At 75.6% G+C, this 21,089-nt stretch carries 22 protein-coding genes and 2 pseudogenes; 10 read left to right on the top strand and 14 right to left on the bottom strand.

All coding sequences use genetic code 11. The features are described 5' to 3' along the window. Positions 1–10: 10 nt before the first annotated feature. Positions 11–1,147 carry a type III polyketide synthase gene (locus C1708_RS31125; RefSeq protein ID WP_106416570.1) on the bottom strand — a complete coding sequence of 379 codons (1,137 nt, stop codon included), beginning with the start codon at positions 1,145–1,147 and terminating at the stop codon, positions 11–13. 7 nt (positions 1,148–1,154) lie between these two features. Between C1708_RS31125 and C1708_RS31120 the strand changes: the two genes are divergently transcribed. Next, positions 1,155–2,072: a UbiA family prenyltransferase gene (locus C1708_RS31120; RefSeq protein ID WP_106416569.1), complete on the top strand. Its 918-nt coding sequence runs from the start codon at positions 1,155–1,157 to the stop codon at positions 2,070–2,072. A 15-nt stretch (positions 2,073–2,087) separates the two neighbouring features. Here C1708_RS31120 and C1708_RS31115 read toward each other — a convergent pair whose 3' ends face one another. Further along, positions 2,088–3,128 carry a DNA topoisomerase IB gene (locus tag C1708_RS31115; RefSeq protein ID WP_106415815.1) on the bottom strand — a complete coding sequence of 347 codons (1,041 nt, stop codon included), beginning with the start codon at positions 3,126–3,128 and terminating at the stop codon, positions 2,088–2,090. 196 nt (positions 3,129–3,324) lie between these two features. Between C1708_RS31115 and C1708_RS31110 the strand changes: the two genes are divergently transcribed. Then, a complete protein-coding gene (locus C1708_RS31110) occupies positions 3,325–4,161 on the top strand; it encodes an MBL fold metallo-hydrolase (protein WP_106415814.1) in 837 nt (278 codons plus the stop codon). Positions 4,162–4,445: 284 nt separating this feature from the next. Further along, entirely contained in the window at positions 4,446–5,216 is a 771-nt protein-coding gene (locus tag C1708_RS31105; protein WP_241911478.1) for a YhjD/YihY/BrkB family envelope integrity protein, read from the top strand. 13 nt (positions 5,217–5,229) lie between these two features. Here C1708_RS31105 and C1708_RS31100 read toward each other — a convergent pair whose 3' ends face one another. Continuing rightward, positions 5,230–6,405 carry an MGDG synthase family glycosyltransferase gene (locus C1708_RS31100; protein ID WP_391663178.1) on the bottom strand — a complete coding sequence of 392 codons (1,176 nt, stop codon included), beginning with the start codon at positions 6,403–6,405 and terminating at the stop codon, positions 5,230–5,232. Positions 6,406–6,557: 152 nt separating this feature from the next. Here C1708_RS31100 and C1708_RS31095 point away from each other — a divergent pair, with 152 nt between their 5' ends. Genes C1708_RS31095 through C1708_RS31085 form a run of 3 tightly spaced genes read left to right on the top strand, consistent with a single transcriptional unit; the run spans position 6,558 to position 9,187 of the window. Continuing rightward, positions 6,558–7,406 carry an SDR family NAD(P)-dependent oxidoreductase gene (locus tag C1708_RS31095; protein ID WP_106415812.1) on the top strand — a complete coding sequence of 283 codons (849 nt, stop codon included), beginning with the start codon at positions 6,558–6,560 and terminating at the stop codon, positions 7,404–7,406. Positions 7,407–7,419: 13 nt separating this feature from the next. Continuing rightward, positions 7,420–8,337 (top strand): DMT family transporter, encoded by a 918-nt coding sequence (locus tag C1708_RS31090; RefSeq protein ID WP_106415811.1) that lies wholly within the window; start codon positions 7,420–7,422, stop codon positions 8,335–8,337. Between the two features lie 28 nt (positions 8,338–8,365). Next, positions 8,366–9,187: a polysaccharide deacetylase family protein gene (locus C1708_RS31085; protein ID WP_106415810.1), complete on the top strand. Its 822-nt coding sequence runs from the start codon at positions 8,366–8,368 to the stop codon at positions 9,185–9,187. Between the two features lie 8 nt (positions 9,188–9,195). On the opposite strand, the gene C1708_RS31080 is transcribed toward C1708_RS31085, so the two are convergent. Continuing rightward, positions 9,196–9,624 (bottom strand): OsmC family protein, encoded by a 429-nt coding sequence (locus C1708_RS31080; RefSeq protein ID WP_106415809.1) that lies wholly within the window; start codon positions 9,622–9,624, stop codon positions 9,196–9,198. Positions 9,625–9,904: 280 nt separating this feature from the next. Here C1708_RS31080 and C1708_RS31075 point away from each other — a divergent pair, with 280 nt between their 5' ends. Together C1708_RS31075 and C1708_RS31070 are read left to right on the top strand one after the other, a co-directional pair. Then, positions 9,905–10,312 carry a DUF4190 domain-containing protein gene (locus C1708_RS31075; protein WP_106415808.1) on the top strand — a complete coding sequence of 136 codons (408 nt, stop codon included), beginning with the start codon at positions 9,905–9,907 and terminating at the stop codon, positions 10,310–10,312. A 121-nt stretch (positions 10,313–10,433) separates the two neighbouring features. After that, positions 10,434–10,856, top strand: a complete 423-nt coding sequence (locus C1708_RS31070; protein WP_106415807.1) for a DUF6003 family protein — start codon at positions 10,434–10,436, stop codon at positions 10,854–10,856. A gap of 19 nt (positions 10,857–10,875) precedes the next feature. Here C1708_RS31070 and C1708_RS31065 read toward each other — a convergent pair whose 3' ends face one another. The 5 genes and pseudogenes from C1708_RS31065 to C1708_RS31045 all read right to left on the bottom strand — a co-directional run bounded on the left by C1708_RS31065 (position 10,876) and on the right by C1708_RS31045 (position 14,571). Continuing rightward, positions 10,876–11,940 (bottom strand): NAD(+)/NADH kinase, encoded by a 1,065-nt coding sequence (locus tag C1708_RS31065; protein WP_106415806.1) that lies wholly within the window; start codon positions 11,938–11,940, stop codon positions 10,876–10,878. Between the two features lie 197 nt (positions 11,941–12,137). Beyond that, positions 12,138–12,248 (bottom strand): annotated as a pseudogene (locus C1708_RS31060) (ribosomal protein bL36); the annotation flags it as partial. A gap of 62 nt (positions 12,249–12,310) precedes the next feature. Next, positions 12,311–12,569: pseudogene (locus tag C1708_RS31055) on the bottom strand (50S ribosomal protein L31). A gap of 52 nt (positions 12,570–12,621) precedes the next feature. Further along, positions 12,622–12,786 carry a 50S ribosomal protein L33 gene (rpmG, locus tag C1708_RS31050; RefSeq protein ID WP_106415804.1) on the bottom strand — a complete coding sequence of 55 codons (165 nt, stop codon included), beginning with the start codon at positions 12,784–12,786 and terminating at the stop codon, positions 12,622–12,624. Between the two features lie 255 nt (positions 12,787–13,041). After that, the gene (locus C1708_RS31045; protein WP_106415803.1) at positions 13,042–14,571 is read right to left on the bottom strand and encodes an MFS transporter; all 1,530 of its coding nucleotides are present in this window, start codon (positions 14,569–14,571) and stop codon (positions 13,042–13,044) included. A gap of 238 nt (positions 14,572–14,809) precedes the next feature. Between C1708_RS31045 and C1708_RS31040 the strand changes: the two genes are divergently transcribed. Together C1708_RS31040 and C1708_RS31035 are read left to right on the top strand one after the other, a co-directional pair. Next, positions 14,810–15,685 (top strand): hypothetical protein, encoded by an 876-nt coding sequence (locus C1708_RS31040; protein ID WP_106415802.1) that lies wholly within the window; start codon positions 14,810–14,812, stop codon positions 15,683–15,685. A 13-nt stretch (positions 15,686–15,698) separates the two neighbouring features. Next, positions 15,699–16,616 (top strand): class I SAM-dependent methyltransferase, encoded by a 918-nt coding sequence (locus C1708_RS31035; RefSeq protein WP_106415801.1) that lies wholly within the window; start codon positions 15,699–15,701, stop codon positions 16,614–16,616. Here C1708_RS31035 and C1708_RS31030 read toward each other — a convergent pair. From C1708_RS31030 to C1708_RS31010, 5 genes are all read right to left on the bottom strand, one after another. Beyond that, a complete protein-coding gene (locus C1708_RS31030; protein WP_106415800.1) occupies positions 16,544–17,608 on the bottom strand; it encodes a P1 family peptidase in 1,065 nt (354 codons plus the stop codon). The genes C1708_RS31035 and C1708_RS31030 overlap by 73 nt on opposite strands. Positions 17,609–17,925: 317 nt before the next feature. Further along, entirely contained in the window at positions 17,926–18,801 is an 876-nt protein-coding gene (locus C1708_RS31025; protein WP_198602657.1) for a DMT family transporter, read from the bottom strand. Positions 18,802–18,903: 102 nt separating this feature from the next. Then, positions 18,904–19,425 (bottom strand): NUDIX hydrolase, encoded by a 522-nt coding sequence (locus C1708_RS31020; protein WP_106416567.1) that lies wholly within the window; start codon positions 19,423–19,425, stop codon positions 18,904–18,906. A gap of 32 nt (positions 19,426–19,457) precedes the next feature. Continuing rightward, positions 19,458–19,682 (bottom strand): hypothetical protein, encoded by a 225-nt coding sequence (locus tag C1708_RS31015; protein WP_106415798.1) that lies wholly within the window; start codon positions 19,680–19,682, stop codon positions 19,458–19,460. A gap of 63 nt (positions 19,683–19,745) precedes the next feature. After that, positions 19,746–20,948 carry an FAD-dependent oxidoreductase gene (locus C1708_RS31010; RefSeq protein WP_241911367.1) on the bottom strand — a complete coding sequence of 401 codons (1,203 nt, stop codon included), beginning with the start codon at positions 20,946–20,948 and terminating at the stop codon, positions 19,746–19,748. Between the last annotated feature and the right edge of the window lie 141 nt (positions 20,949–21,089).

The following is a 21,089-nucleotide window of genomic DNA, read 5'->3' as shown; positions in this document are numbered from 1 at the left end:
GACGGGCTCCTCACCAGCGCAGCAGGACGAGTTCGGAGCAGAAGCCCGGGCCCATCGCCATCAGCAGTCCCCAGGTGCCCGGCGCGGGCCGGTGGGCCTCCGTGAGGCCCTGGAGGATGTGCAGGACCGAGGCGGAGGACAGGTTGCCGACGGCGGCGAGCGAGCGCCGCGACGGGGCGAGGGCGTCGTCGGGCAGGGCGAGCGCGTCGGCCACGGCCTCCAGCACCTTGGGGCCGCCCGGATGGCACACCCAGGCGCCGATGTCCGCGATGCCCAGGCCGTGTCCGGCGAGGAAGCCGCGGACCTGTGCGCCCAGGTCGCGGCGGACCAGTGCGGGGACGGCGGGGTCGATGACGACGCGGAAGCCGTCGGCGCCGACGTCCCAGCCGAGGAGGTGCTCGGTGCCCGGGTAGAGGTGGCTTCGGGTGGCGAGGACCGTGGGTCCGGCGGCCGGTTCCGGTCCCGCTCGGCCGGTCGCGGTGGCGCGGGCGACGAGGGCCGCCGCTCCGTCGCCGAACAGGGCGCCGGCGACCAGGTTGGCGCGGGAGTCGTCGCCCTTCTGCAGGGTCAGCGAGCACAGTTCGACGGTGAGCAGCACGGCGGTCCCGCCGGGGTGTCCGCGCAGGTAGTCGTGGACGCGGGCCAGGCCGGCGGCGCCCGCGACGCAGCCCAGGCCGAACACCGGAAGCCGCTTGACGTCGGGCCGCAGGCCGACCCGTCCGGCCAGCCGGGCGTCGAGGGACGGGGCGGCGACGCCGGTGATGGAGGCGCACACCAGCAGGTCGACGTCGGCCGGGGCGAGCCCGGCCTGGGCCAGCGCGGTGGTGAGCGCCCGTTCGGCCAGGTCGAGGCCCGCCGTCAGCCATGCCTCGTTGCTCTCGCGGAAGTCGCGGAGCGCCGCGTACCGCTCGATGGGCAGGGCGAGATGACGGGTGCGCACACCGGCGGACGCGTGCAGGCGGCGCAGCACGGCGCGGTCGGCTCCCGGGGCCAGGCACAGGTCGCCGATGGGCTCGGTGAGCCGGTCCTGGGGATAGTGGTGGGGCGGCAGCGCGGTGTGCACGGCGGCGACGGCGGTGGTCGCCGCGGCGGCGTCCGGAGGCGGAGGGGCGGCGGGCGCCGGGTCGGCGATGAGAGGGACACGCATGTCGGTCATGCCTTCCTCGCCGTCGCCGCCCGGCTACCGTGCACCCGTGTCCCACCACCCGACCGGGGTTCTTCCGCGTACGCCGCCGCGCCGTCTCCTGGCGTTGCTGCGCTGCTGCCATCCGGAGCCGGCGCTGGCCGTGACGGTGTTCGTGACCGCGCTGGCGGTGGCGGCGGGGCACGGTCCCGCGGGGGCGGCGGCGGTGGGCGCGGCGGTGCTGGCCGGTCAGCTGTCGGTGGGCTGGTGCAACGACGCGGCCGACGCGCGCCGCGACACGGTCTGCGGGCGGACGGACAAGCCCGTGGCGGAGGGGCGGCTGTCCGCGCGGGCGGTGGCGGGGGCGGCGTGGACGGCCCTGGTGCTGTGCGTGCCGCTGTCGCTGCTCGGCGGGCCGGGCGCGGCGGCGGCGCATCTGACGGGGGTGGCGGCGGGCTGGTGCTACAACCTGCGGCTGAAGCACACGGTGCTGTCGCCGCTGCCGTACGCCGTGGGGTTCGGTGCGCTCCCGGTCTTCGTCACGCTGGGGCTGTCGCGGCCCGCCTGGCCCGCGTGGTGGGCCGTGACGGCGGGGGCGCTGCTGGGAGTGGGGGCGCATCTGGTGAACGTGCTGCCGGACATCGAGGACGACCTGGCGACGGGCGTGCGGGGGCTGCCGCAGCGGCTGGGCCGTACGGTCTGCCGGTGGCTGGCCCCGCTGGTGATGCTGGCGGCCGTGGGCGTGGTCGTCGCGGGGCCGCCCGGCGCGGCGGGTCCGGGCGGGCTGTGCCTGGCCGTCGCGGCGGGCGCGGTGGCCGTGGCGGGTACGGCGCCGGCGGCGGGGCGGCGCAGCCGGTGGCCGTTCCGGGCGGCGATGGCGGTGGCGGGGACGGCGGTGACGCGGCTGCTGTGGTCCGGGGCGGAGCTGGTCGGAGGCGGGGGCGCGTAGGGGGCGTTCCGCGCCTCACTCCCCCGTCGGGGCGGGCGGGGTCCCTGTGCGCAGCATGCTCAGCACGGCCCGCTCGGCGGCGCCCTGGGTGGCGGGGATGCCGAACGCGGCCTCGTTCCCCAGGTGCGGCAGGGCGGGCGCCACGGTGACGCCCTCCTCGTACAGCTCGATCACGCGCGGGTTGATGTAGGAGGCGCGGCAGACGGCGGGGGTGTTGCCGAGGTATCCGGCGACTTCGCGCGCGGCGCGGGCGATGGCGCGGCGGCGGGCGGTCTCGCTGCGGGCGACCGGCTCCGAGACGGCCAGGGCGACGGCGGCCATGACGGTGGCGTGCCAGGTGCGGAAGTCCTTGGCGGTGACCTCGAGACCGGCCAGCTCCTTGAGGTACGCGTTGACGTCGGCGTTGCTCACGTCGTGCCAGGCGCGTCCCTCCCAGTACGCCAGGAGCCGGTCGCCGCCGCCGCGGCGGCGCAGCAGCGCGGTGAGGCTGCGGCAGACGGCGGGGTCGGCCACGGTCTGGATGATCTCCCTGCCGTGCTTGCCGGTGTAGCTGAACCGCACCGCGCCCGCCCGGCAGCTGGAGTGCTCCCGCAGCAGGGTGGTGAGGCCGTAGCTGTTGTTGAGCTCGGCGTACCGGTCGCTGCCGATGCGGAAGAAGCCGAGGTCGAGCAGGCGGACGGCGGTGGCGAGGACGCGGGAGCGGGTCAGGCCCCGGTCTGCGAGGTGTCCCTCGACGGCCTCCCGCAGCGCGGGCAGCGCCTGGGCGACGTCGAGGACGTGCTCGTGCTTGGCGGCCTCCTGCTCGGCGCGGAACCGCGGGTGGTAGAGGTACTGCCGGCGTCCGGCGGCGTCGGTGCCCACGGCCTGGAGGTGGCCGTTGGCACGGGCGCAGATCCACACGTCCGTCCAGGCCGGCGGGATGACCAGCGCGCGGACGCGGGCCAGCTCCCCGGGGTCGCGCAGGGGCTCGCCCCGGGTGTCGAGGTAGCGGAAGCCACGCCCGTGACGCAGCCTGCGGTACCCGGCGTCGGTGGGACGACTGTGGCGGAGACGCAACCGGACCTCCCGGCGTGCAACCCGTCCGTCGCACGCGGCGGGGCGCGCGGCCGGAAGGGTGGAGAACTGGGACCACCGGCGCGGGTACCCGCGATCCCGCGTCCGGCACGCGGACGGCTTCCGCCGGGTGTAGGACGGCCGTGCGGGAGCACTCGGGGCGTGTTCGGGACGCCGGAGACGGCGGAGGGAGTTCGCCGTGCAGCACACACCGCCCACGGGCACCGTCGAGGTGCAGTTCATCGGCAACGCCACCCTGCTGATCCGCTACGGGGACCTGACCCTGCTGACCGACCCGAACTTCCTGCACCGGGGACAGCGGGCGCACCTCGGCTACGGCCTCGTCTCGCGCCGGCTGACCGAGCCCGCCGTCGACGTCACCGATCTCCCGCACGCCGACCTGGACGCCGTGGTGCTGTCCCATCTGCACGGCGACCACTTCGACCGGGTGGCCCGGCGCCATCTGGACCGGGGTCTGCCGTTCCTGACGACCCCGCACGCCTCCCGTGTCCTGCAAGGGGTGTTCGGGTTCCACCGCGCCGTGGGCCTGCGCACCTGGCAGAGCCACACCCTGCTGCGCGGCACGTCGCTGGTCCGCGTCACCGCGCTGCCCGGGCGGCACGCGCCGGCCCCGGTCCACCGTCTGCTGCCGCCGGTGATGGGGAGCCTGCTGGAGTTCGGCGACCGCTCCGGCCGTATCCGCCTCGTCCTCTACATCTCCGGCGACACGCTGATGTTCGACGGGCTGCGCGAGATCGCCCGCCGGCACCCCGACATCCATCTGGCGGTGCTGCACCTGGGCGGGACCACGCTGCCCGGCGGACTGGTCGTCACCATGGACGCCGGGCAGGGCGCCGATCTGCTCGACGTGATCCGTCCGCACCGGGCGCTGCCCGTCCACTACGACGACTACGGCGTCTTCCGCTCGCCGCTGTCCGACTTCCTCGACGAGGCCGCCCGGCGCGGCCACGGCGGACGCATCCTGCGCTGCCGGCCGGGTGAACGGGTGACGGTCGGCGGGGACACCCGCCGCTGAGCCGCGCCTCCGCGCCCCGCCGGACGGCCGTCGCGGGCGGCTGTCCGGCGGGACCGGGCGGGCGGGCGAAGTGGCGGGCCCCGTCGCGGTCACCGGATGATGGGCGCGGGGAGCGGAGCGGGTGCCGCGCGGCGCCCCGGCCCGCCCCGGCGTGGCACGAGACGCTCCGGTCCCGCCGCGGCTCACTTCGCGGCGCGTGTCCGGGCAGGCGAAGGAGGGGCACCGTGAGGCGGTACCTCGGCGTGCTCCGGAACAGCTGGAGGTGGCTGGGCGCCCACGCCCTGATGGCGCGGGGCCGTGAGCTGGAGCTGATGCACCGGGCCATGGGCTTCGCCACCCTCGCGCTGGTGACCCTGGCGCCGCTGCTGATCGTCGTGGCCGCCGCGGACCCGCTGGGCCGGGGCGGCTTCGCGACCTGGCTGGCGGACGGCATGGGGCTCACCGGCCGGTCCGCGCGGGTGCTCACGGAGATCATCAGCCCGCCGCGCAAGGTGGTGGGCGCCATCAGCGTCTGGGGCGGTCTGGTCCTCGCCCTGTTCGGCGTCGCCCTGGGCGGCAGCGTCCAGAACGGCTACGAACGGGTGTGGCAGCTGCCGCACGGCCCCTGGCACCGGGTGTGGCGGCAGGCGCTGTGGCTCGTCGTGCTGACCGCGTACCTGTACCAGGAGGTGCGCACGCGCACGCTGCTGCACGGGCCCGAGCGGATCACCCTGACGGCGGCGACCGGGGTGCTGTTCTTCTGGTGGGGCCAGCGTTTCCTGCTGGGCGGCCAGGTCCGCTGGCGGGACCTGCTCCCGGGCGCGGTCGCCACCATGGTGGGCCTGATCGGCCTGCGCATCTTCTCGTACTACGTCTTCACCCCGCTGATCGTGGACAACGCCGTCAGTTACGGCACGGTCGGCGTGGTCCTGGTCGTGGAGTCCTGGCTGATCGGGGTGGGCTTCGTCGTGTACGGCGGCGCACTGTTCGGGCACTGGCTGCTCACCCACCACGGCCACTTCCACCTCGGTCACCGGCACCGGCACGAGGAGCGGCAGCGGGTCGGCGCCGAGTGACGGGGAACTGCCGTCAGCGCGGGCCGCGGGCCGGCACGGCGGACCGGCCGGCCAGGGCGGCGGCGCGCTCCATGACGTCGGCGCGGAAGACCGCACGCCCGCGTGCCGCCCGCCGCCGACGTGCGTCGGGGCCCTCCGTGGTCAGCCGCCGCAGGACGTCCAGCAGGGCGGCGCCGTCGGCGGCTGTCTCGGAGAGACCGAGCTCCGCCATCCGGTGCACCCCGTCGGCGCCGTGTCCGGGCAGCGGGCGGTGGCCGACCACCGGCAGTCCGGCGGCCAGGGCCTGCACGGCGGTCTGGCCGGCGGCGTTGTCGACCAGCACGCGCACCGCGTGCAGCAGGCCCGGCATGTCGGTCACCCAGTCCTGGGCGAGCACGCCCGGCACCCGGGCGGTGCGGGACCGCAGCGCCTGGTTGCGGCCGCACAGCACCACGGGGAGGTAACCGGCGCCGGCCAGCAGCCGGGCGGTCTCGCCGAGGCCCGCGGCGGCTCCCCAGGCGCCCGCGGACAGCAGCACGGGCGGCCGTCCCGGGGCGTACCGCTCGAACCGCTTCCGCCACGCGTCGGCGCCGGGGGCGGGGGCGGGGGCGAAGAAGCCGGGCGCCACGACCGGGCCCGTGGTCTCGACGTGCGTGCCGGGCACGGCCGCGCGCACGTCGTCGGCGGCCTGGTCGGTGAGGCAGAAGCAGGCGTCGTTGCCCGGGTGGAGCCACTGCCGGTGCACGGCGAAGTCGAGGACGAACACGACGCTGGGGACGCGCAGCCGGCCCAGTGCCCTGAGGTGGCCGGTGAGCTGCGCGGCGAGGTGGAAGACGGGCACGACCACGTCCGCGCCGGTCCGTTCCACGAGCCGGACCAGCCCGTCGGCGGCGAGCCGGGCGAGCGGGACGCCGCTGGGCCGGGTGTGGTCGCCGGGGCGCAGGAACGCCCGGTAGAGGCCGTCGTACACCCAGGGCGCGTGGCGCACCGACGTCCGGTAGAAGGCGCGCAGCCCGGAGCCCGTGCCGTACGGCAGCAGCCGCATCAGGTCCACCGCGTCCGCCTCGTGGCCCTGCGCGCGGGCGCGGCGGACGAGTTCACGGGCCACCGTGTCGTGGCCGGCGCCCATGCTCGCGCTGATCACCAGCACCCGGCGGGCGCCGGCCCGGCGGGCGGCGCCCCGGTGTGCGGCCGGGGAGGACGGAAGCACGTCCGCCGAGTCACCTCCGGCGCGCCGGCGAAACGCCCGCCGGGCGTTTCGGGCGTCCCTGACCTGGATACTCCGGGCTCACCCCCTCCCGGACGACGGGAGTGGTCACAGCCGGCCGCTTCCGGTGTCCGCCCAGCAGCCGAGGTCAGCCCATGCCCCACGCACCCTCCCGCGCCGGTACGGCCGGCGCCTCCGGCACCCGGACACCGGCGGTGTCCGCCGACGACGCACGGGAGCGTCCCGGAGCGGCGGCGCAGCGCCCGGGCACGGCGCTGGTGACCGGCGCCTCCTCCGGCATCGGCGCCGCCGTGGCGCGCAGGCTGTCCGCGGAGGGGTGGCGTCTGGTGCTCAACGGGCGGGACGCGCGGCGTCTGGCCGAGACCGCCGCGCGGGCCTCCGCCGCGGTGTTCCCCGAAGATCTCACCCGGCCGGCCGCCGAGCGGCGGCTGACCCGGTTCGCGCTGGACGCGGTGGGACGGCTGGACCTGCTGGTGGCGTGCGCCGGGGTCGGCTGGGCCGGTGACTTCACCGCGATGTCCCGCCGCGCCTTCGACGAGGTGATGGAGGTCAATCTGCTGACCACGCTGCGGCTGGTGCGGCAGGTGGTCCCCCCCATGGTGGAGGCGGGCTCCGGCCGCGTGGTGCTCGTCGGTTCGCTGGCGGGGGCCGTCGGGGTGCGGGGCGAGGCGGTCTACTCGGCGTCAAAGGCGGCGGTGGCGGTCTTCGCCGACGCCCTGCGGTACGAGCTGCGCGGCACCGGCGTGGGCGTGAGCCTCGTCGTGCCGGGGGTGGTGGACACGCCGTTCTTCGACCGGCGCGGCACGCCCTACGCGCGGACCCGGCCCCGGCCGGTGCCGCCCGAGCGGGTGGCCGACGCCGTGTGGCGTGCCGTCGTCCGGGGGCGGAACGAGATCTACGTCCCCGGATGGCTGCGACTGCCGGCCAGGGTGCGCGGCGCGGCGCCGGGACTGTACCGACGGCTGGCCGCCACGTTCGGATGAGCGGCGCCGCGGCGTGCTGACCGTGGTCCTGGCGCTCCTCGCGGCGTTGGCGAACGCCGCGGCCTCCGTGCTGCAGCGGCGGGCCGCCGCCGACGAGCCGGGGAGCGGCCAGGGGCTGCGGCAGGCGCTGCGCTGGCTCGGGCGCGTGCTGCGACGGCCGCACTGGCTGGCGGGCGCGGGGATGCTCGCCCTGTCGACGGTGTTCCAGGCGGCCGCGCTCGGGGTGGGGAGTCTCGCGCTGGTGCAGCCGCTGATGGCGGCCGAGCTGCTGTTCACCCTGGCGGTGGGGAGCCTGGTCTTCCACCGCCGCCCGGATCTGAGAACCTGGCTGGCCTTCGTCGCCCTCGCGGCGGGCCTGTCCCTCTTCCTGACCGCGGCCGCGCCGACGCCCGGGCGGTCCACGGCCGTCCCCGGACACTGGTGGCCGGCGGGATCGGCCCTGCTGGCGGTGGTGGTGTCGCTGACGGCGGTGTCCCGCACGGTGCGGGGCGCGCCGCGCGCCGCGCTGCTGGGGCTGGCGTCCGCCGTGTCGTTCTCGGCGACCGCCGCACTGCTCAAGGAGGTCACCGGCCTGATCCCGGACGGCCCGGCCGCCGTCCTGTCGGCATGGCCGCTGTACGCCACCGCCCTGGTGGGCGTGATCGCGTTCCTGCTGCTGCAGGCCGCGTTCCGGGCGGGCACGCTGGCCGCGTCCCAGCCCGCCCTGACCCTCGGCGACGCGCTCACCAGCGTGGCCCTCGGCTGGGCGCTGTTCGGGGAGCAGATCAGCCTCGGCGCGCGGGTGGTGCCGGAGGTGATCGGCATCGCGCTGATGGGCGCGGGCAGCGTCGGCCTGGCCCGCGCCCCGTCGGTCGGGGGCGGCTGGGACCAGGCCAGGGCACGGGACGACCCGGGCCCCGAGGCGCAGCGACGGGTGTCCCACCCTCGGTGAGCCGTCCCGTGATCAGGAGGTCTCCGCCATGACCGATCCGCTCCCCCGGTCGGCCGCGCGGCGTGCCGCGGCCGTCGGGCTGCCGCTCGCCGCGGCCGCCCTGGCGCACATCGGCCCCGCGGCCACCTGGCTGCCCGTGGTCCGCGGCCGCCTGTCCCCCCGCCTCGCCGGCGTCGGACACCCCCGTCACGTCGCCCTGACCTTCGACGACGGACCCGACCCCACGTCCACGCCCCGCTTCCTCGACACGCTGGACGGCCTCGGTGTGCGGGCCACCTTCTTCGTCCTCGGCGACGGGGTCGTACGGCATCCGGCCGTGGTGCGGGAGACGGTGCGGCGGGGGCACGAGGTGGCCGTGCACGGCTGGGGCCACGACCGGCCGTGGCTGCCGGCGCGCGACGCCCGCTCCCTGCGCCGCGCCGTCGAGGCCGTGCGGGACGTCACGGGGCTGACTCCGCTGTGGTACCGGCCGCCGTACGGCATCCTCACCTCCGGACGCTGGACCGCCGCCCGCGCGGCGGGGCTGCGTCCGGTGCTGTGGACGGCCTGGGGGCGGGACTGGACGGCCTCGGCCACCCCCGCGTCGGTGCGCGCCGCGGTCGAGGCGGACCTGCGCGGCGGCGGTACGGTCCTGCTGCACGACACGGACCGCACGGCGGCGCCGGGATGCTGGCGGGCCACGCTGGGCGCGCTGCCCGACCTGGTGGCCGGGTGCCGCGCCGCGGGTCTGACCGTCGGCCCGCTCGCCGAGCACGGCACGGCGGAGGTGCACGCCACCGCTCCCCTGATGCCGGGCGGGCCGACCGCCGTCCCGCGCCCGTCGGCGCCCGGCCGGTCGTGGCACGCGTGACAGGGCCGTCAGTCCTCCGCGACCACGGTGGTGACGGGCGTGCCGAGCTCCACGGTGCGGCTGACGGTGCAGAGGCGGTCGTGGGAGGTCCGCACCGCGCGCGGCAGGATCGCACGGGCCCGCTCGGCGCCGTCCTCGTCCGGGAACGCGACGTGGAAGGTCACCCGCAGGCCGGTCATGCGGTTGCCCCGCTCGTCACTGATCTTGTCGCCGGTCACCTCCACGGTGAACGCGGCCGGCTCGGCGTGCCGGCTGGTGGCGACGTCGACGTCGGCCGCCGAGCAGCCCCCGATGGCGGCGAGCAGCAGTTCGACGGGGGTGAAGGCGTCACCCCCGTCGGTGCTGAACCGGATGGTCCCGCCACGCGGGTTGGTGGCGGTGAACCGGCTGCTGCTCGTCCGCTCGACGACGACGGAACGCTTGGACGCTTCGCTCATGCGCCGACAGTAGTCCGCCGCCCGGCGGTCCCGGTGCGCACCGGCCGGTGACGCGTCACCGGAGGGGAGAACGGCATGCGGGGGTCCCGTCCGGGTCGCCGGCCGCGGTGAGCGGCCGGACGAAGGCGAGGGGCGGGCGGCACGGGCGGGGCGGCGCCCTGCCGCCGAGGACGGCCGCCGTCCCGGGCGGTGAGGCCGGCGTCCGGCATGCCGGCGACCCGTCCGGGCACACGGACGGGGCAAGCGCGACTGACAACCCCTCAAACCGAAGGGCTCACCGATGACTTCGACGCACGGACACCACGGGCCGGGCTACCCGCAGCAGGCGGGCACGGGTGAACGGCGCAACGGCTTCGGCATCGCGGCACTGGTCCTGGGCATCGTGGGCGCCCTGCTGTTCTGGACCGCGATCGGCGGCATCGTGCTGGGCCTGCTGGCCGTGGTCTTCGGCGTGCTCGGCTTCCGGCGCGGCAGACGGGGCGTGGCGACGAACGGGACGATGGCCGTCATCGGCGCGGTGCTGGGCGCGCTGGCCCTCGTGGTGTCGTCGGTGCTGCTGGCGCTGGGCGTGGCCGTGATCAACAGCGACGAGTTCAAGGACTACCAGGACTGCATCGATCACGCGAACAGCCAGAGCGACCGGCAGGAGTGCGCGCGGGACTTCGACCGGGAGGTCGACGACCGGTAAGGGCTCGTGCGAGCGAGGGGGGACGCGGCGTGGGTGCCGCGTCCCTGTCGTGGACCGCCCGATCAGGGGTAGAGGAGGTCCACCGGAGTGGGACCACACGCCTTTTCAGGAGGAACCGACGATGACCGACGACGCCTACGTCGTGCTGTTCGACGACCCCGCCGTGTCGCTGGGAGTGCCGCTCGCCGCCGTGGAGGACGCGGTCTTCCTGGACACTCCTGCCGTGCGGGCGTGGCTGGAGGCTCAGGGGGTCACCGTGACGTCGCCCGGTCTGCGGCTGTTGCCGCCGGAGGAGACCTCGGCCATTCCGGAGGGCGCCGAGCGGCTGCCCGTCCCCCTCGGCGACGAGGAGCTGAGCCGCGTGCGGCAGCTCAACGCCCCTCACGACGTCGCGCGGATGGAGGAGGAACTGCTCGCCTACCGCTCGTGCGCGGAGGGCCGTGAGGCGCTGCTCGCCCGTGCCGTGGCGGCCGGGGTGCCCGCCCACCGGATCGCGGAGCTGACCGGCGAGGACCTGACGACCGTCAAGGCGCTCACCCGCTGAGTCCCCGGCGCGCGCCCGGTCAGGGCCGCGCGGCCGGGCTCACGGGCATGGCGAGGTGGGTCAGGTCCCCGGGCGGGGGGCTGCTCACCGGCCACAGGGGGGCGGGCGTGCCGTCGGCGACCGCCGCGGGCGCGTCGGTCAGGTTCATCCGTTCGCGCAGCCGCCCGTAGAAGTCCATCGGGCCGAGGCGTACGGCGCGCAGCCTGCGGGGGGCCGCGTACACGCCGATCCAGTCGCCCGGGCCGATGACGCCCCGGACCTGGCCGTCGACGCTGACGGCCGCCCGCCCGGACCGCTCCAGGATCCGCAGTCCGACGGGTTCGTCCGGCGCGGCCACGACCGAGCGGTCGAACGTCATGTGCGGTGCGACCGGCGTGAACACCAGCGCCTCCGCGCGCGGTGAGACGACCGGGCCGCCGGCGGCGAAGCTGTACGCCGTCGAACCGGTCGGGGTCGCCACCAGCAGCGCGTCCGCGGAGTACGAGGCGAGCAGGCGGCCGGAGATGTAGACGCCGACGGAGACCTGCCGGTCCCGGGCGAGCTTCTCCAGGACCACGTCGTTGAGGGCGGCCACGTCCAGCGGGACGCCCCACTCGCCGCCCGTCTCGCAGTCGGGGCGCACGCTGGTCGGCGGCAGCAGCGGGCCGCGTCCGTACCGCATGAGCGCCTCGATGTCCGCGGGGATCTCCAGGCGCCGGGAGGCGCGCATGGTCAGCAGCATCCGCTCCTCGACCGCCAGGCGGCCCTCGTGGACGGCGTCCAGCGCGGTGCGCACCCCGGTCATGGGCACCTCCGTCAGGAAGCCCACCCTGCCGAGGTCGACGCCGAGAACCAGGGCGTCCGCGGCTGCGGCCAGCCGGGCGCCGCGCAGGAACGTGCCGTCGCCGCCGAGGGTGACGACCAGGTCGGGGTCGCCCGCGGCGGCCACCTCCTGACGGGCGCTGTGCCGGCCGCCGTCGGCCCACACGTCGACGTCCTTGCAGGCGACGCCGTACTCCACGCACCAGTCGCGGACCGTGCCGGCGGCCGCCACCGCCTCGGGGCGTCCGCCGTGCACGACCAGGCCGATCCGGTTCACCGTCATCTCCGCCTCCCGGCTGCCGTCCGCCCCGTCACGCCAGGCGTCACCGCCCGGTCCCGCGACGTCCTTCCATCCTGGCCGCGCGGCGGGTGCGCCGCACCGGGAGGCGGCCGCCGGGCGGCGCCGGGAACACGCCGACGGCCCGACACCGCGGAGTGCGGTGCCGGGCCGTGCGGACGTCGTGGGGCGCCTGCGGCTCGTCAGCCCTGGCGGGCCTTGGAGCGCGGGTCCTTCTTGTTGATCACGAAGGTCACGCCCCGGCGGCGCACCACCTGGGCGCCGGGCCTGGCCTTCAACGAGCGCAGGGACTTGCGTACCTTCATCACGTACTCCTGTGGGGGACCCAGGGCGCCCGGGAAGGGCCGGGTCCCGGTCAGCGGCGGGCCGGAGCGGTGCCGTGGCGCCGCTCGAAGCGCTCCGCGCGTCCCGCGGTGTCCGAGGACGCGTGCGGTGCCGGTGCGGAACGGGTGGCTCGCCGACGGGATCTCGACGTCGGCGACCGGACAGGTCGTGCCGTCCTCCCCCTCGACCGTCCTGCCGGAGTCGAGGGCGGAGCGGGTCAGGAACGGGAACCCTGCCGCGCGGTCGCGGAGGACGGCCGGGCGGGAGGCGGGGCGGATGCCGTGCCTCATGGGTGCCCCTTCCCGCGGCCTCCGCCGCCGGAAGCGGCGGAGACGGGGTGGGTCAGCGTTCCTCGCGGAAGAGGACGTGCTGTCCGGCGACCGCGTCGTACTTCCGCAGGACCAGGCGGTCCGGGTCGTTCAGACGGTTCTTGCGCGTCACGTAGGTGACGCCCGTGCCGGCCGTGGACCTCAGCTTGACGAGGGGGCGTGCCGTGCTGCGTGCCATGAGGTGCTCCTTCCGCCGTCACCGCCCGAGTCGAATGACTCGCGCATGTCAGGCAGCAGGTGTAACAGCGGCCCCCGGCCGCCTATTCCGCCACCCGCGCCGGTGTCGTCCGGCCCGGTCCGGTGACCTTGGGGACGGGCGGGCGGCCCGCCCTCGACGTGCCCTCCGGGGAGGGCCCCGACGGCGCCGCACCGGGCTTCGGGAACCGGGGTCCCCGGCCCGGGCGGCGCGTGGTGCTCCTCGCCGGCGTCCGCGTCAGAACTTCGGGGACGGCGCCTGCGCCCGCACGATCTCCGCGGCCTCCTCCTCGGTCTGCACCGAGGGCGGGGACCCCTCCAGAGGCTGCTGCGCCGTCTCCTTCATGCAGGCGACCGCGATCACACCGACCAGGGCGGCCGCCATCGCGTAGTACGCGGGCATCATGTCCGAGCCGGTCACGCCGATCAGCGCGGTGATCACCAGCGGGGTGGTGCCGCCGAACAGCGAGGCCGACAGGTTGTAGCCGACCGACAGGGAGCCGTAGCGCACGGGCGTCGGGAACATGGCGGGCAGCGCGGCCGACATGGTGCCGAGCAGGCATACCAGGGACAGACCGAGCATCAGCATGCCGGCCGACACCGCGAGCAGGCTGCCCTCCTGCACGAGCAGGAACGCCGGCGCGGACAGGAAAAGGAAGCCCAGCATGCCGGCCATCAGCAGCGGCTTGCGCCCGAAGCGGTCGTTGAGCCGGCCGACCTGGTTGATGATCAGCATCAGCAGCACCATGGTGGCGACCAGGATCAGCAGTCCGTGCGACTCGGAGTAGCCCAGCTCGTCGGACAGGTACGTCGGCATGTACGACAGCAGCATGTAGTCGGTGATGTTGTACGCGCCGACCAGGGTGACGCACAGCACCAGGACCCGCCAGTGCTGCCGGAAGATCTTGGCGAGGTCGCCGCGGGCGGTGGTCTCCACCTGGTTCGCGGCGTCGGAGACGTGGACGTTGCCCTCCCCCAGCTTGAGGTAGGCGGGGGTGTCGTCCAGCTTCAGCCGCAGGTAGATGCCGACGATGCCGAGCGGACCGGCGATCAGGAAGGGGATGCGCCAGCCCCAGGCGTCCATGGTGTCGGAGCCGAGCCAGGCGGTGAGCCCCACGACCAGAGTCGCCGCGCCGGTGTAGCCGGCCAGCGTGCCCAGTTCCAGGAAGCTGCCGAAGTAGCCGCGCCGCCGGTCGGGGGCGTACTCGGCGATGAAGGTGGAGGCGCCGCCGTACTCGCCGCCGGTGGAGAAGCCCTGGAGCAGCCGGAAGAGGATCAGCAGCAGCGGCGCCCAGAAGCCGACCGCCGCGTACGTCGGCAGCATGCCGATCGCGGCCGTGCCGATCGCCATCAGGATCATCGTCAGGGCGAGGACCTTCTTGCGGCCGATCCTGTCGCCCATCGGTCCGAAGACCATGCCGCCCAGCGGGCGCACCAGGAAGGCCACCGCGAAGGTGGCGAAGGAGGACAGCAGCTGCGCCGTCTCGTTCCCCGAGGGGAAGAAGACCCTGCCGATGGTGCCGGCCAGGTACGCGTAGATCCCGAAGTCGAACCATTCCATGGCGTTGCCGAGCGAGGCGGCCTTCACCGCACGCTTGACCGCCCGCTCGTCCGTCACCGTGATGTCCGACCGCCGCAGCGGCGGATTCTGCCGACGACGGACGGCGCGGAACAGCCTCGGATGGCGCCTGGCCGCCTCGGTGGACGGAGTCGGGCCGTTGTCGGTGGGGGACGTGGCTTCTTTCCTTTCCGGGACATAACGGTGCAACGGGAACGTATCAGCGTTCCCGCGCGGGCGCCGTGGGGGCGCCCGTCGGAGTCGTCACGGCCGCCGGGCCGGTACGCGTCCGGCCGGAGCCACGGGCCCGTGTGCCCGGCGCTCTCACCTGTATGCCTCCGCTGCGCTGGTCGCACGGGCGCAGCGGTGGTGCGGTGGGAGGTCAGGGGGGCAAGCGTGTCCGGTGCGGGGAGGCGCCGGGCGACCGTCCGTCCCACAGGAGGCACACGTGACCACCCCTCGTCCGCTCACCCGGCCGGCCCGCGCCCTGGCCGCCGCCCTGGCCGTCGGCACGCTGTTCGCCGCGGCGGCCTGTTCCGGTTCGGACGGCGGCGTGTCGCCCGGGGCGGACACCTCGTCCACGGTCGCCGAACGGGGCCTCGCCGCGCAGACCACGTCGCCCGCGGCCTCCACGCCCGCCGGCGAATCGCCCTCCGGTTCGGCGTCACCGTCGGACCTCAGCGAGGAGGACGCCCGGAACGCGCTGATCACCCCGGCGGACCTCGAGGACGACTGGACGCAGGTGCGGGACCCGCGCGAGTGGCGGGACTCGCTGCTGGTGGGCAGCGTCGACGTGGCCGCGTTCGTCGACGGCACGAGCGGCACGGCGGACTGCCGGCGTCTGGTCGACGCGCTGTTCGACGAGACGCTGCTGGGCAGGCCCACGGGCGCCTCCGCGCTCACCGGCTTCCAGGAGGGCGACTCGCGGCTGCTGTACCAGGTCGCCGCGTACGACAAGGCGGAGCTGGACGACTCCCTGCAGTGGCTGAGCCGGCTGCCCGACACCTGTGACCGGTTCACGCTGACCGGTGGAGACGCCGGGGAGCGCACGGTCCAGGTCATCGAGACGTCGCTGCCGCAGGCCGGTGACAACCGGCAGGGGCTGACCGTGACGGTGAAGGGCGAGAGCAACGGCGTCCCCGCCACCCTGAGCCTGGACGTCGCCGCCGTGCAGATCGGCGCGGACGCGATCACGGTCACCAACGGCGGGCTGGAGGGCGCCGACCACGACACCACGTCGGCCGCGGTGGAGCAGGGCACGCAGCGGCTGCAGGAAGTGCTCGCGGGGCGCACGCCGTCGCCGACGCCGAGCGGGATCGACTGACCGGGGTGGCCGGGTGACGGATCCGGCAGCTCCCTCGGGCGGCACGCCCGACGGTGGGGGCACGCCCGGCGGTGACGGCGGTCCCGGGCGTTACGGGCGGGACCTCTTCACGCCCGAGGACCCGCACGAGTCGGAGCGCATCGACGCCGCCGCGCTGGTGTACGACCCGGTCACCGCCCGCCGGCTCCGGAAACTGGGCGCGGGTCCGGGCATGCGGTGCCTGGAGGTCGGCGCGGGGACCGGGACCGTCGCCCGGTGGCTGCTGGAGGACGCCGGCGTGGCGGAGGTCGTCGCCCTGGACCAGGACACCCGCGCCCTGACCGCGTGGGAGCTGCCCGGACTGCGGGTGCTCACCGCGGACATCACCGACGAGAATCTGGACCCGGGCAGGTTCGACCTGGTGCACGCCCGGTTCGTGCTGATGCACCTGCCCGGACGCCGGCGGCTCGTCCGCCGGCTGGCGGGCCTGCTCCGCCCGGGCGGGCTGCTGGTGCTCGGCGACGCGGTGGAACTGCCCGACACCCGTGACCGCTCCTCCGCGTACCGGCGGACCATGGACGCCATGTGGGCGGCGCTGCGGGCGACGATCGGCACCGACATCGGCGAGGTGCCGGCGTACCCCCGCTACCTGCGCGAGGCGGGCCTGCGCGACATCGGCGCGGAGGTCGTCTGCCCGCCCCTGCTCCCGGGCGGCCCGGCGGCCCACTTCTGGTCGGACACCTGGCAGCGCATGCGCCCGGAACTGGAGGCGACGGGGCGGGTCGACGCACGGGGGGTGGACGAGGCGCTGGCCTACCTGGAGTCACCGCGGCTGGCGGAGGTGGGTCCGGGGCTGGCGATGGTGTGGGGCCGCCGGGATCAGCGGCCGGTGGACGAGGCGGCGCCCGCGGCAGCTGCCGCGGGGAGGGCGGGGACGGTGCGCCCGGCGTAGCCCGTGGTCGTGGTGGCGGCGAGGAGGGAGTTGAGGACCGCTTCCTCCACCGCGTCGAGGACCGCCTCGAAGAGGGGGCTCAGGTCGGCGTCGGCGAGCGGGGGCGCGGCGCCGGGCCGGGTGGTGGTGAAGGCCACGGCGTAGTCACCGCTGCCGTGACTGTAGGCCGCGCCCGTGCGGGCGAGGGCGAAGACGGCGCGGCGTGCGACGCGGGTGAGCTGCCGGGCGTCGAGCGGGGCGTCCGTGGCGACGACGATCATGCAGGACCCGGTCTCCGCGGGCGGCCCGGCGTCCTCCAGCCCCAGCGAGCGGGGCGTGACGGTCCGTCCGAGGACACGCAGGGCGCCGCCGAAGTTGGCCTGCACGAGGGCGCCCACGGTGACACGGCGGCCCCTCACCTCCGGTGTGCGGGAGGACGTCCCGACACCGGCCTTGAACCCGAGAGCGACGGTGCCGGTCCCCGCACCGACACACCCTTCGGCGACCGTCCCCGCCGACGCCCTGTCCAACGCGGCGCGGACGTGCTCCTCGCGCACGGGCCGGCGGCGGATGTCGGACAGGAAACCGTCGTTGCACTCCCCCACGACGGGGTTGAGACTCACCACGTCCTCGCATCCGGGCTGTTCGAGCATCCACCCGACGAGGGCATCGGCGACCCGGAACGCGGACAACGTGGAGGTGAGCAGCACGGGAGTCTCCAGCTCGCCGAGTTCGGCGAGCTGGGTGGTGCCCATGAGCTTGCCGTACCCGTTGCCGGTGAACACGCCGGCGGGGAGCGGGGCTCCGGGACGTACGCCGTCGGGGACGACGGCGGTGACGCCGCTGTGCACGTCGGGGCGGGGCCGGAGGGTGGTGTGTCCGACGCGGACTCCCGGCACGTCGGTGAGGGCGTCGAGCGGTCCGGTGGGGGTGGGTCCGATGACGATGCCCAGGTCACGGGCGCGGGGGCGGGGGCCGGGGGCGGGGGCGGGGGCGGGGGACGGTGGGGTCATGGGGCGGGACCTTACACAGCGTCCTCCGTAGGGCGCCGGCGAGCCGCGTGGTCACAGCCAGGGCGCCCCTCCTGGCCGCCCGTGACCTCGTGTGAGATCCGGCGTCAGCAGTCATGCGCCGGCGGCTCCCGCTGCGCGCCGTGGCGGCAGGGCCGTCGCGGCGGCCGGCGCGGCCTGCTCGGACCGGGGCGCGGAGGACCTCGGCCCGCCGGCGGAACGGTTCACGAAAGGGCTCCTCATAAGCGTGTGGGGGGATGGCGGGGCGTCAGTCGTCGAGCAACGCGCGCAGGTGCGGGGCACCCGGAACGACGTTCCCCTCAGGGCGTCCCCTTCTCCTCGCTCGCCAGCGCCCGCGCCAACGGCAGGCGGGACAGCGCCAGCACGCCGGCCACGATCAGCGCGGCGCCCAGGAGCTGGGGGACCAGCCACCATCCCGTGCGGACGTACTCCGCGTAGACCGTGATGCCGAGGGCCAGGCTCACGCACGCGTCCCCCAGCGTGAGGGCCGGCTGGGAGGCGACCAAGGGGCCGGACTGCATCGCGTTCTCGAGGAGGAACAGCGCGCAGACCCCGAACAGGGCGAAGCCGTACGTCTGCCAGGTGGTGAGGAAGGCGGTGACGCCTCCGTCGTCGAGGGTGTGCATCGACGTCTTCATCAGCGCGGCCGTCATGGCGTACGAGACCGCCGCGGCCAGTCCGAAGCAGGCGGCGCGTGCGCGGCCCTCGGGGCGGCCGAGTGCGACGACGACGAGGGCGACGGCGGCGGCGGCGCACACGACGAGGGCCGGGATCCAGTGGGTCATCGGCACCTGGGTGCGGTTCCCGGCGGGCGACGCGGCGAACAGCAGGACGGCGAGCCCCGCCACCACCGTGCAGACGGCCAGCCAGCCGGTGCGGGACAGCCGCCCCTGGAGCAGTGCCGTGGCGATGACGAGGGCGAGCGGGAGTTCCAGGACGAACAGGGGCTGCACGATGGTGATCGGTCCGGTCGCGAGCGCCACGGCCTGGCAGACGCCGGCGGTGATCACGGCCATGAAGCCGGCCAGCCAGACGGGGCGGCGCAGCAGGTCGAGGACGAGTCCGACGCGCAGGCCGTCGGACTTGGGCACGGTCAGGGCGGCCTTGCGCTGGAGCACGGTCGCGAGGGCGTTGCTGAGCGCGGCGCCCAGCGCGAACAGGACCGGCACCCACATGTCCACCCTCCGCGACGACGAGTCGGCCCGCCCCCGGTCCCTGCCATGGTGACCGCCCGGCGGACGGCGCGCGAACGCGGGTGCCGGGGCGGCCCGCCCGTTTCACTCGGCGGGGCCCGCCGCGCTCGGCTCCCCGCGGCGCAGGGCGGCCCAGCGGTCGTACGCCTCGCGGGCGTCCGGAACGAACGCCGTGTCCCGTACCAGCTCCGCGAGCTGCGGCTCCGTCAGCCAGTCGTGCCACGCGATCTCGTCCGGGTCGGGGGCGACGGGCCCGGTCACCACCGTCTCGTGCAGTCCGAGCCAGTACGGGCTGATCACGCCCGCGCACCGGAACGCGAGGACGAGGCGGGGGCGGGCCCGCACGCCCAGTTCCTCCGTCAGCTCCCGCGCGGCGGCCTCCTCGTAGGTCTCGCCCGGCTCCGCCGCTCCCCCGAGCATCCAGTTGACGCCGCCCGGGAAGCGGGACACGCCGTGCGGTCGGCGGTGCACCAGGATCCTCCCCCGCGTGTCCCGGCAGACGACCGTCGCGACGCGGTGCAGCCAACGCCTGCGTATCGCCTCGTCCCTGCCCACGAGGCCGATCACCCGATCGTCGTCGTCCACGCGTTCGACCAGTTCCGTCATGGTCACATCGTGCCCGCAGCGGCACGGTCCCGTCAGCCGTGGGCGGCGGTCCAGGTGTCCGGGCCGCCGCCGCGCCACTCGACGAGCGGGGACTGCCGCATCCAGTCGTCGTCGACGTCCTCCATCCCGGCCAGCCGCAGGAACTCCACGACGTCCAGCAGGGTGTAGGCCATGCCCAGGAAGTGCGGGCCGGCCCGGACCCGGCGGCCGCCGTCGCCGGCGGGCGGGTAGATCACGATGGGGTGGTCGCTCGCCATGGATCCAGCGTGCACGGGGTGGCAGGGGCGCGCATGCGGCGCGGACCCTCCGCGACACCGGGGTCAGCCGCTCGCCAGGCTCGGCCGGGGGGCGGGCTGATCGGGGAAGGAGCGGTCGCCGAAGAGGATCCGGGCCGCCGCCGCCCGGCCGGGCGGGGTGCGCAACAGGGTGAACGCCGCGGTGGTCGCGGCGGGCGTCCGGATGTGCGCGAGTCCGGTGCGCAGTGCCAGGCGGCCGCGGAAACGGGACCGCAGGGTGGCGCCGCTGTAGTGGGTCAGTGCGTGCGGGGCGCCGGTCCGCAGGGCGTCGTCGAGGACCTGGGCGGCCAGGTCGGACAGGCGCAGGCAGGGGTCGAGGCCGCCGGCGGTGAGCGGGGACACCGCGCCGGCCGCGTCCCCGACGAGCAGTCCGTCCGCGCAGCCGATGCGGCGCAGCACCCCGCCGACGGGTATCGGCCCGCCGCGCCGCTCCACCGCCTCGGGACGCCGTACGCCCCCGAGCCCGGGAGCGCGGGAGCTGAAGCGTTCCATGGCCCGGCGCAGTCCGTCGGGGAAGCGGTCGGCGTACCCGGCGACGCCGACGTGGGCGTGCTCGCCGTCGTTGACCGCCCACGCGAGGTATCCGGGGGCGATCCGGGGGTCGAGGACGCAGTGGAAGGTGGGCGGTCCGCCGTCCGGGGTCACCGGGAAGACCTCCTCGGCCCCGACCAGGAGGTGGCGGTTGCGGTCGAGTCCGAGGTCGCGGGCGACGCTCGACCGGGCGCCGTCCGCGCCGACGACGTACCGGGCGCGGACCCGGAAGGGCCCCCCGCGGCCGATCAGGTGGTACGCGCCGTCGTGCCGGCCGGCGTAGCGGGTGCCCAGCGCGAGGCGTACGCCCGCGTCGACGGCGACGGCGGCCGACGTCTCGTACAGCCCGGCCATGTCGCCGACGCGGAACTCGTCCCGGTCGCTGACCAGGGCGACGGGGCGGCTCAGACTGGGTGGGTAGAGCAGCATGCGCCGGATCGGCGGGCCCAGGTGCCGCTCGGGCAGCGGGAAGTCGTCGAGCGTCTTGCGCACGAAGATCCCGGTGGTGCGGATCGCGCCGGCCAGGGTGGTGCGCCGGTCCACCAGGAGTACGTCGTGCCCCTGCCGGGCGAGCCGCGTGGCGACGTGCAGTCCGGCCAGTCCGGCCCCCACGACCAGGACGTCGGTACGGGTCGCGTCCCCGGACGACGGGCGGGCGGCGGGCGCGGGCACACGGGGACGGGCGGGTGAGGGCATCGGACGCTCCAGGGCACGGGACACGGGACGGAAGACGGGAGGCGCGTGGGACACGGGGCATCCACCGCAGCCGATCGAATGACGATGGAAAGCTATCGAAATTCGATAGGTGCGGCAAGTACGTGTTCCGTCCGTGCGGGG

The organism is Streptomyces sp. DH-12, from assembly GCF_002899455.1.
Classification (GTDB): domain Bacteria; phylum Actinomycetota; class Actinomycetes; order Streptomycetales; family Streptomycetaceae; genus Streptomyces.
Note: the sequence above shows the minus strand (reverse complement) of the source record. Positions and strands in the feature narration are given on the sequence as shown.

Bases quoted from the DNA above. Each gene is read 5' to 3' on its own strand.
- C1708_RS31105 (WP_241911478.1), top strand. From the start codon at position 4,446: ATGGCGCGGGGCCGTGAGCTGGAGCTGATGCACCGGGCCATGGGCTTC.
- C1708_RS31010 (WP_241911367.1), bottom strand. From the start codon at position 20,948: ATGCCCTCACCCGCCCGTCCCCGTGTGCCCGCGCCCGCCGCCCGCCCG.
- rpmG (WP_106415804.1), bottom strand. From the start codon at position 12,786: ATGGCACGCAGCACGGCACGCCCCCTCGTCAAGCTGAGGTCCACGGCC.
- C1708_RS31095 (WP_106415812.1), top strand. From the start codon at position 6,558: ATGCCCCACGCACCCTCCCGCGCCGGTACGGCCGGCGCCTCCGGCACC.
- C1708_RS31030 (WP_106415800.1), bottom strand. From the start codon at position 17,608: ATGACCCCACCGTCCCCCGCCCCCGCCCCCGCCCCCGGCCCCCGCCCC.
- C1708_RS31085 (WP_106415810.1), top strand. From the start codon at position 8,366: ATGACCGATCCGCTCCCCCGGTCGGCCGCGCGGCGTGCCGCGGCCGTC.
- C1708_RS31120 (WP_106416569.1), top strand. From the start codon at position 1,155: ATGCCTTCCTCGCCGTCGCCGCCCGGCTACCGTGCACCCGTGTCCCAC.
- C1708_RS31025 (WP_198602657.1), bottom strand. From the start codon at position 18,801: ATGTGGGTGCCGGTCCTGTTCGCGCTGGGCGCCGCGCTCAGCAACGCC.
- C1708_RS31020 (WP_106416567.1), bottom strand. From the start codon at position 19,425: ATGACGGAACTGGTCGAACGCGTGGACGACGACGATCGGGTGATCGGC.
- C1708_RS31015 (WP_106415798.1), bottom strand. From the start codon at position 19,682: ATGGCGAGCGACCACCCCATCGTGATCTACCCGCCCGCCGGCGACGGC.
- C1708_RS31075 (WP_106415808.1), top strand. From the start codon at position 9,905: ATGACTTCGACGCACGGACACCACGGGCCGGGCTACCCGCAGCAGGCG.
- C1708_RS31065 (WP_106415806.1), bottom strand. From the start codon at position 11,940: ATGACGGTGAACCGGATCGGCCTGGTCGTGCACGGCGGACGCCCCGAG.
- C1708_RS31080 (WP_106415809.1), bottom strand. From the start codon at position 9,624: ATGAGCGAAGCGTCCAAGCGTTCCGTCGTCGTCGAGCGGACGAGCAGC.
- C1708_RS31125 (WP_106416570.1), bottom strand. From the start codon at position 1,147: ATGCGTGTCCCTCTCATCGCCGACCCGGCGCCCGCCGCCCCTCCGCCT.
- C1708_RS31070 (WP_106415807.1), top strand. From the start codon at position 10,434: ATGACCGACGACGCCTACGTCGTGCTGTTCGACGACCCCGCCGTGTCG.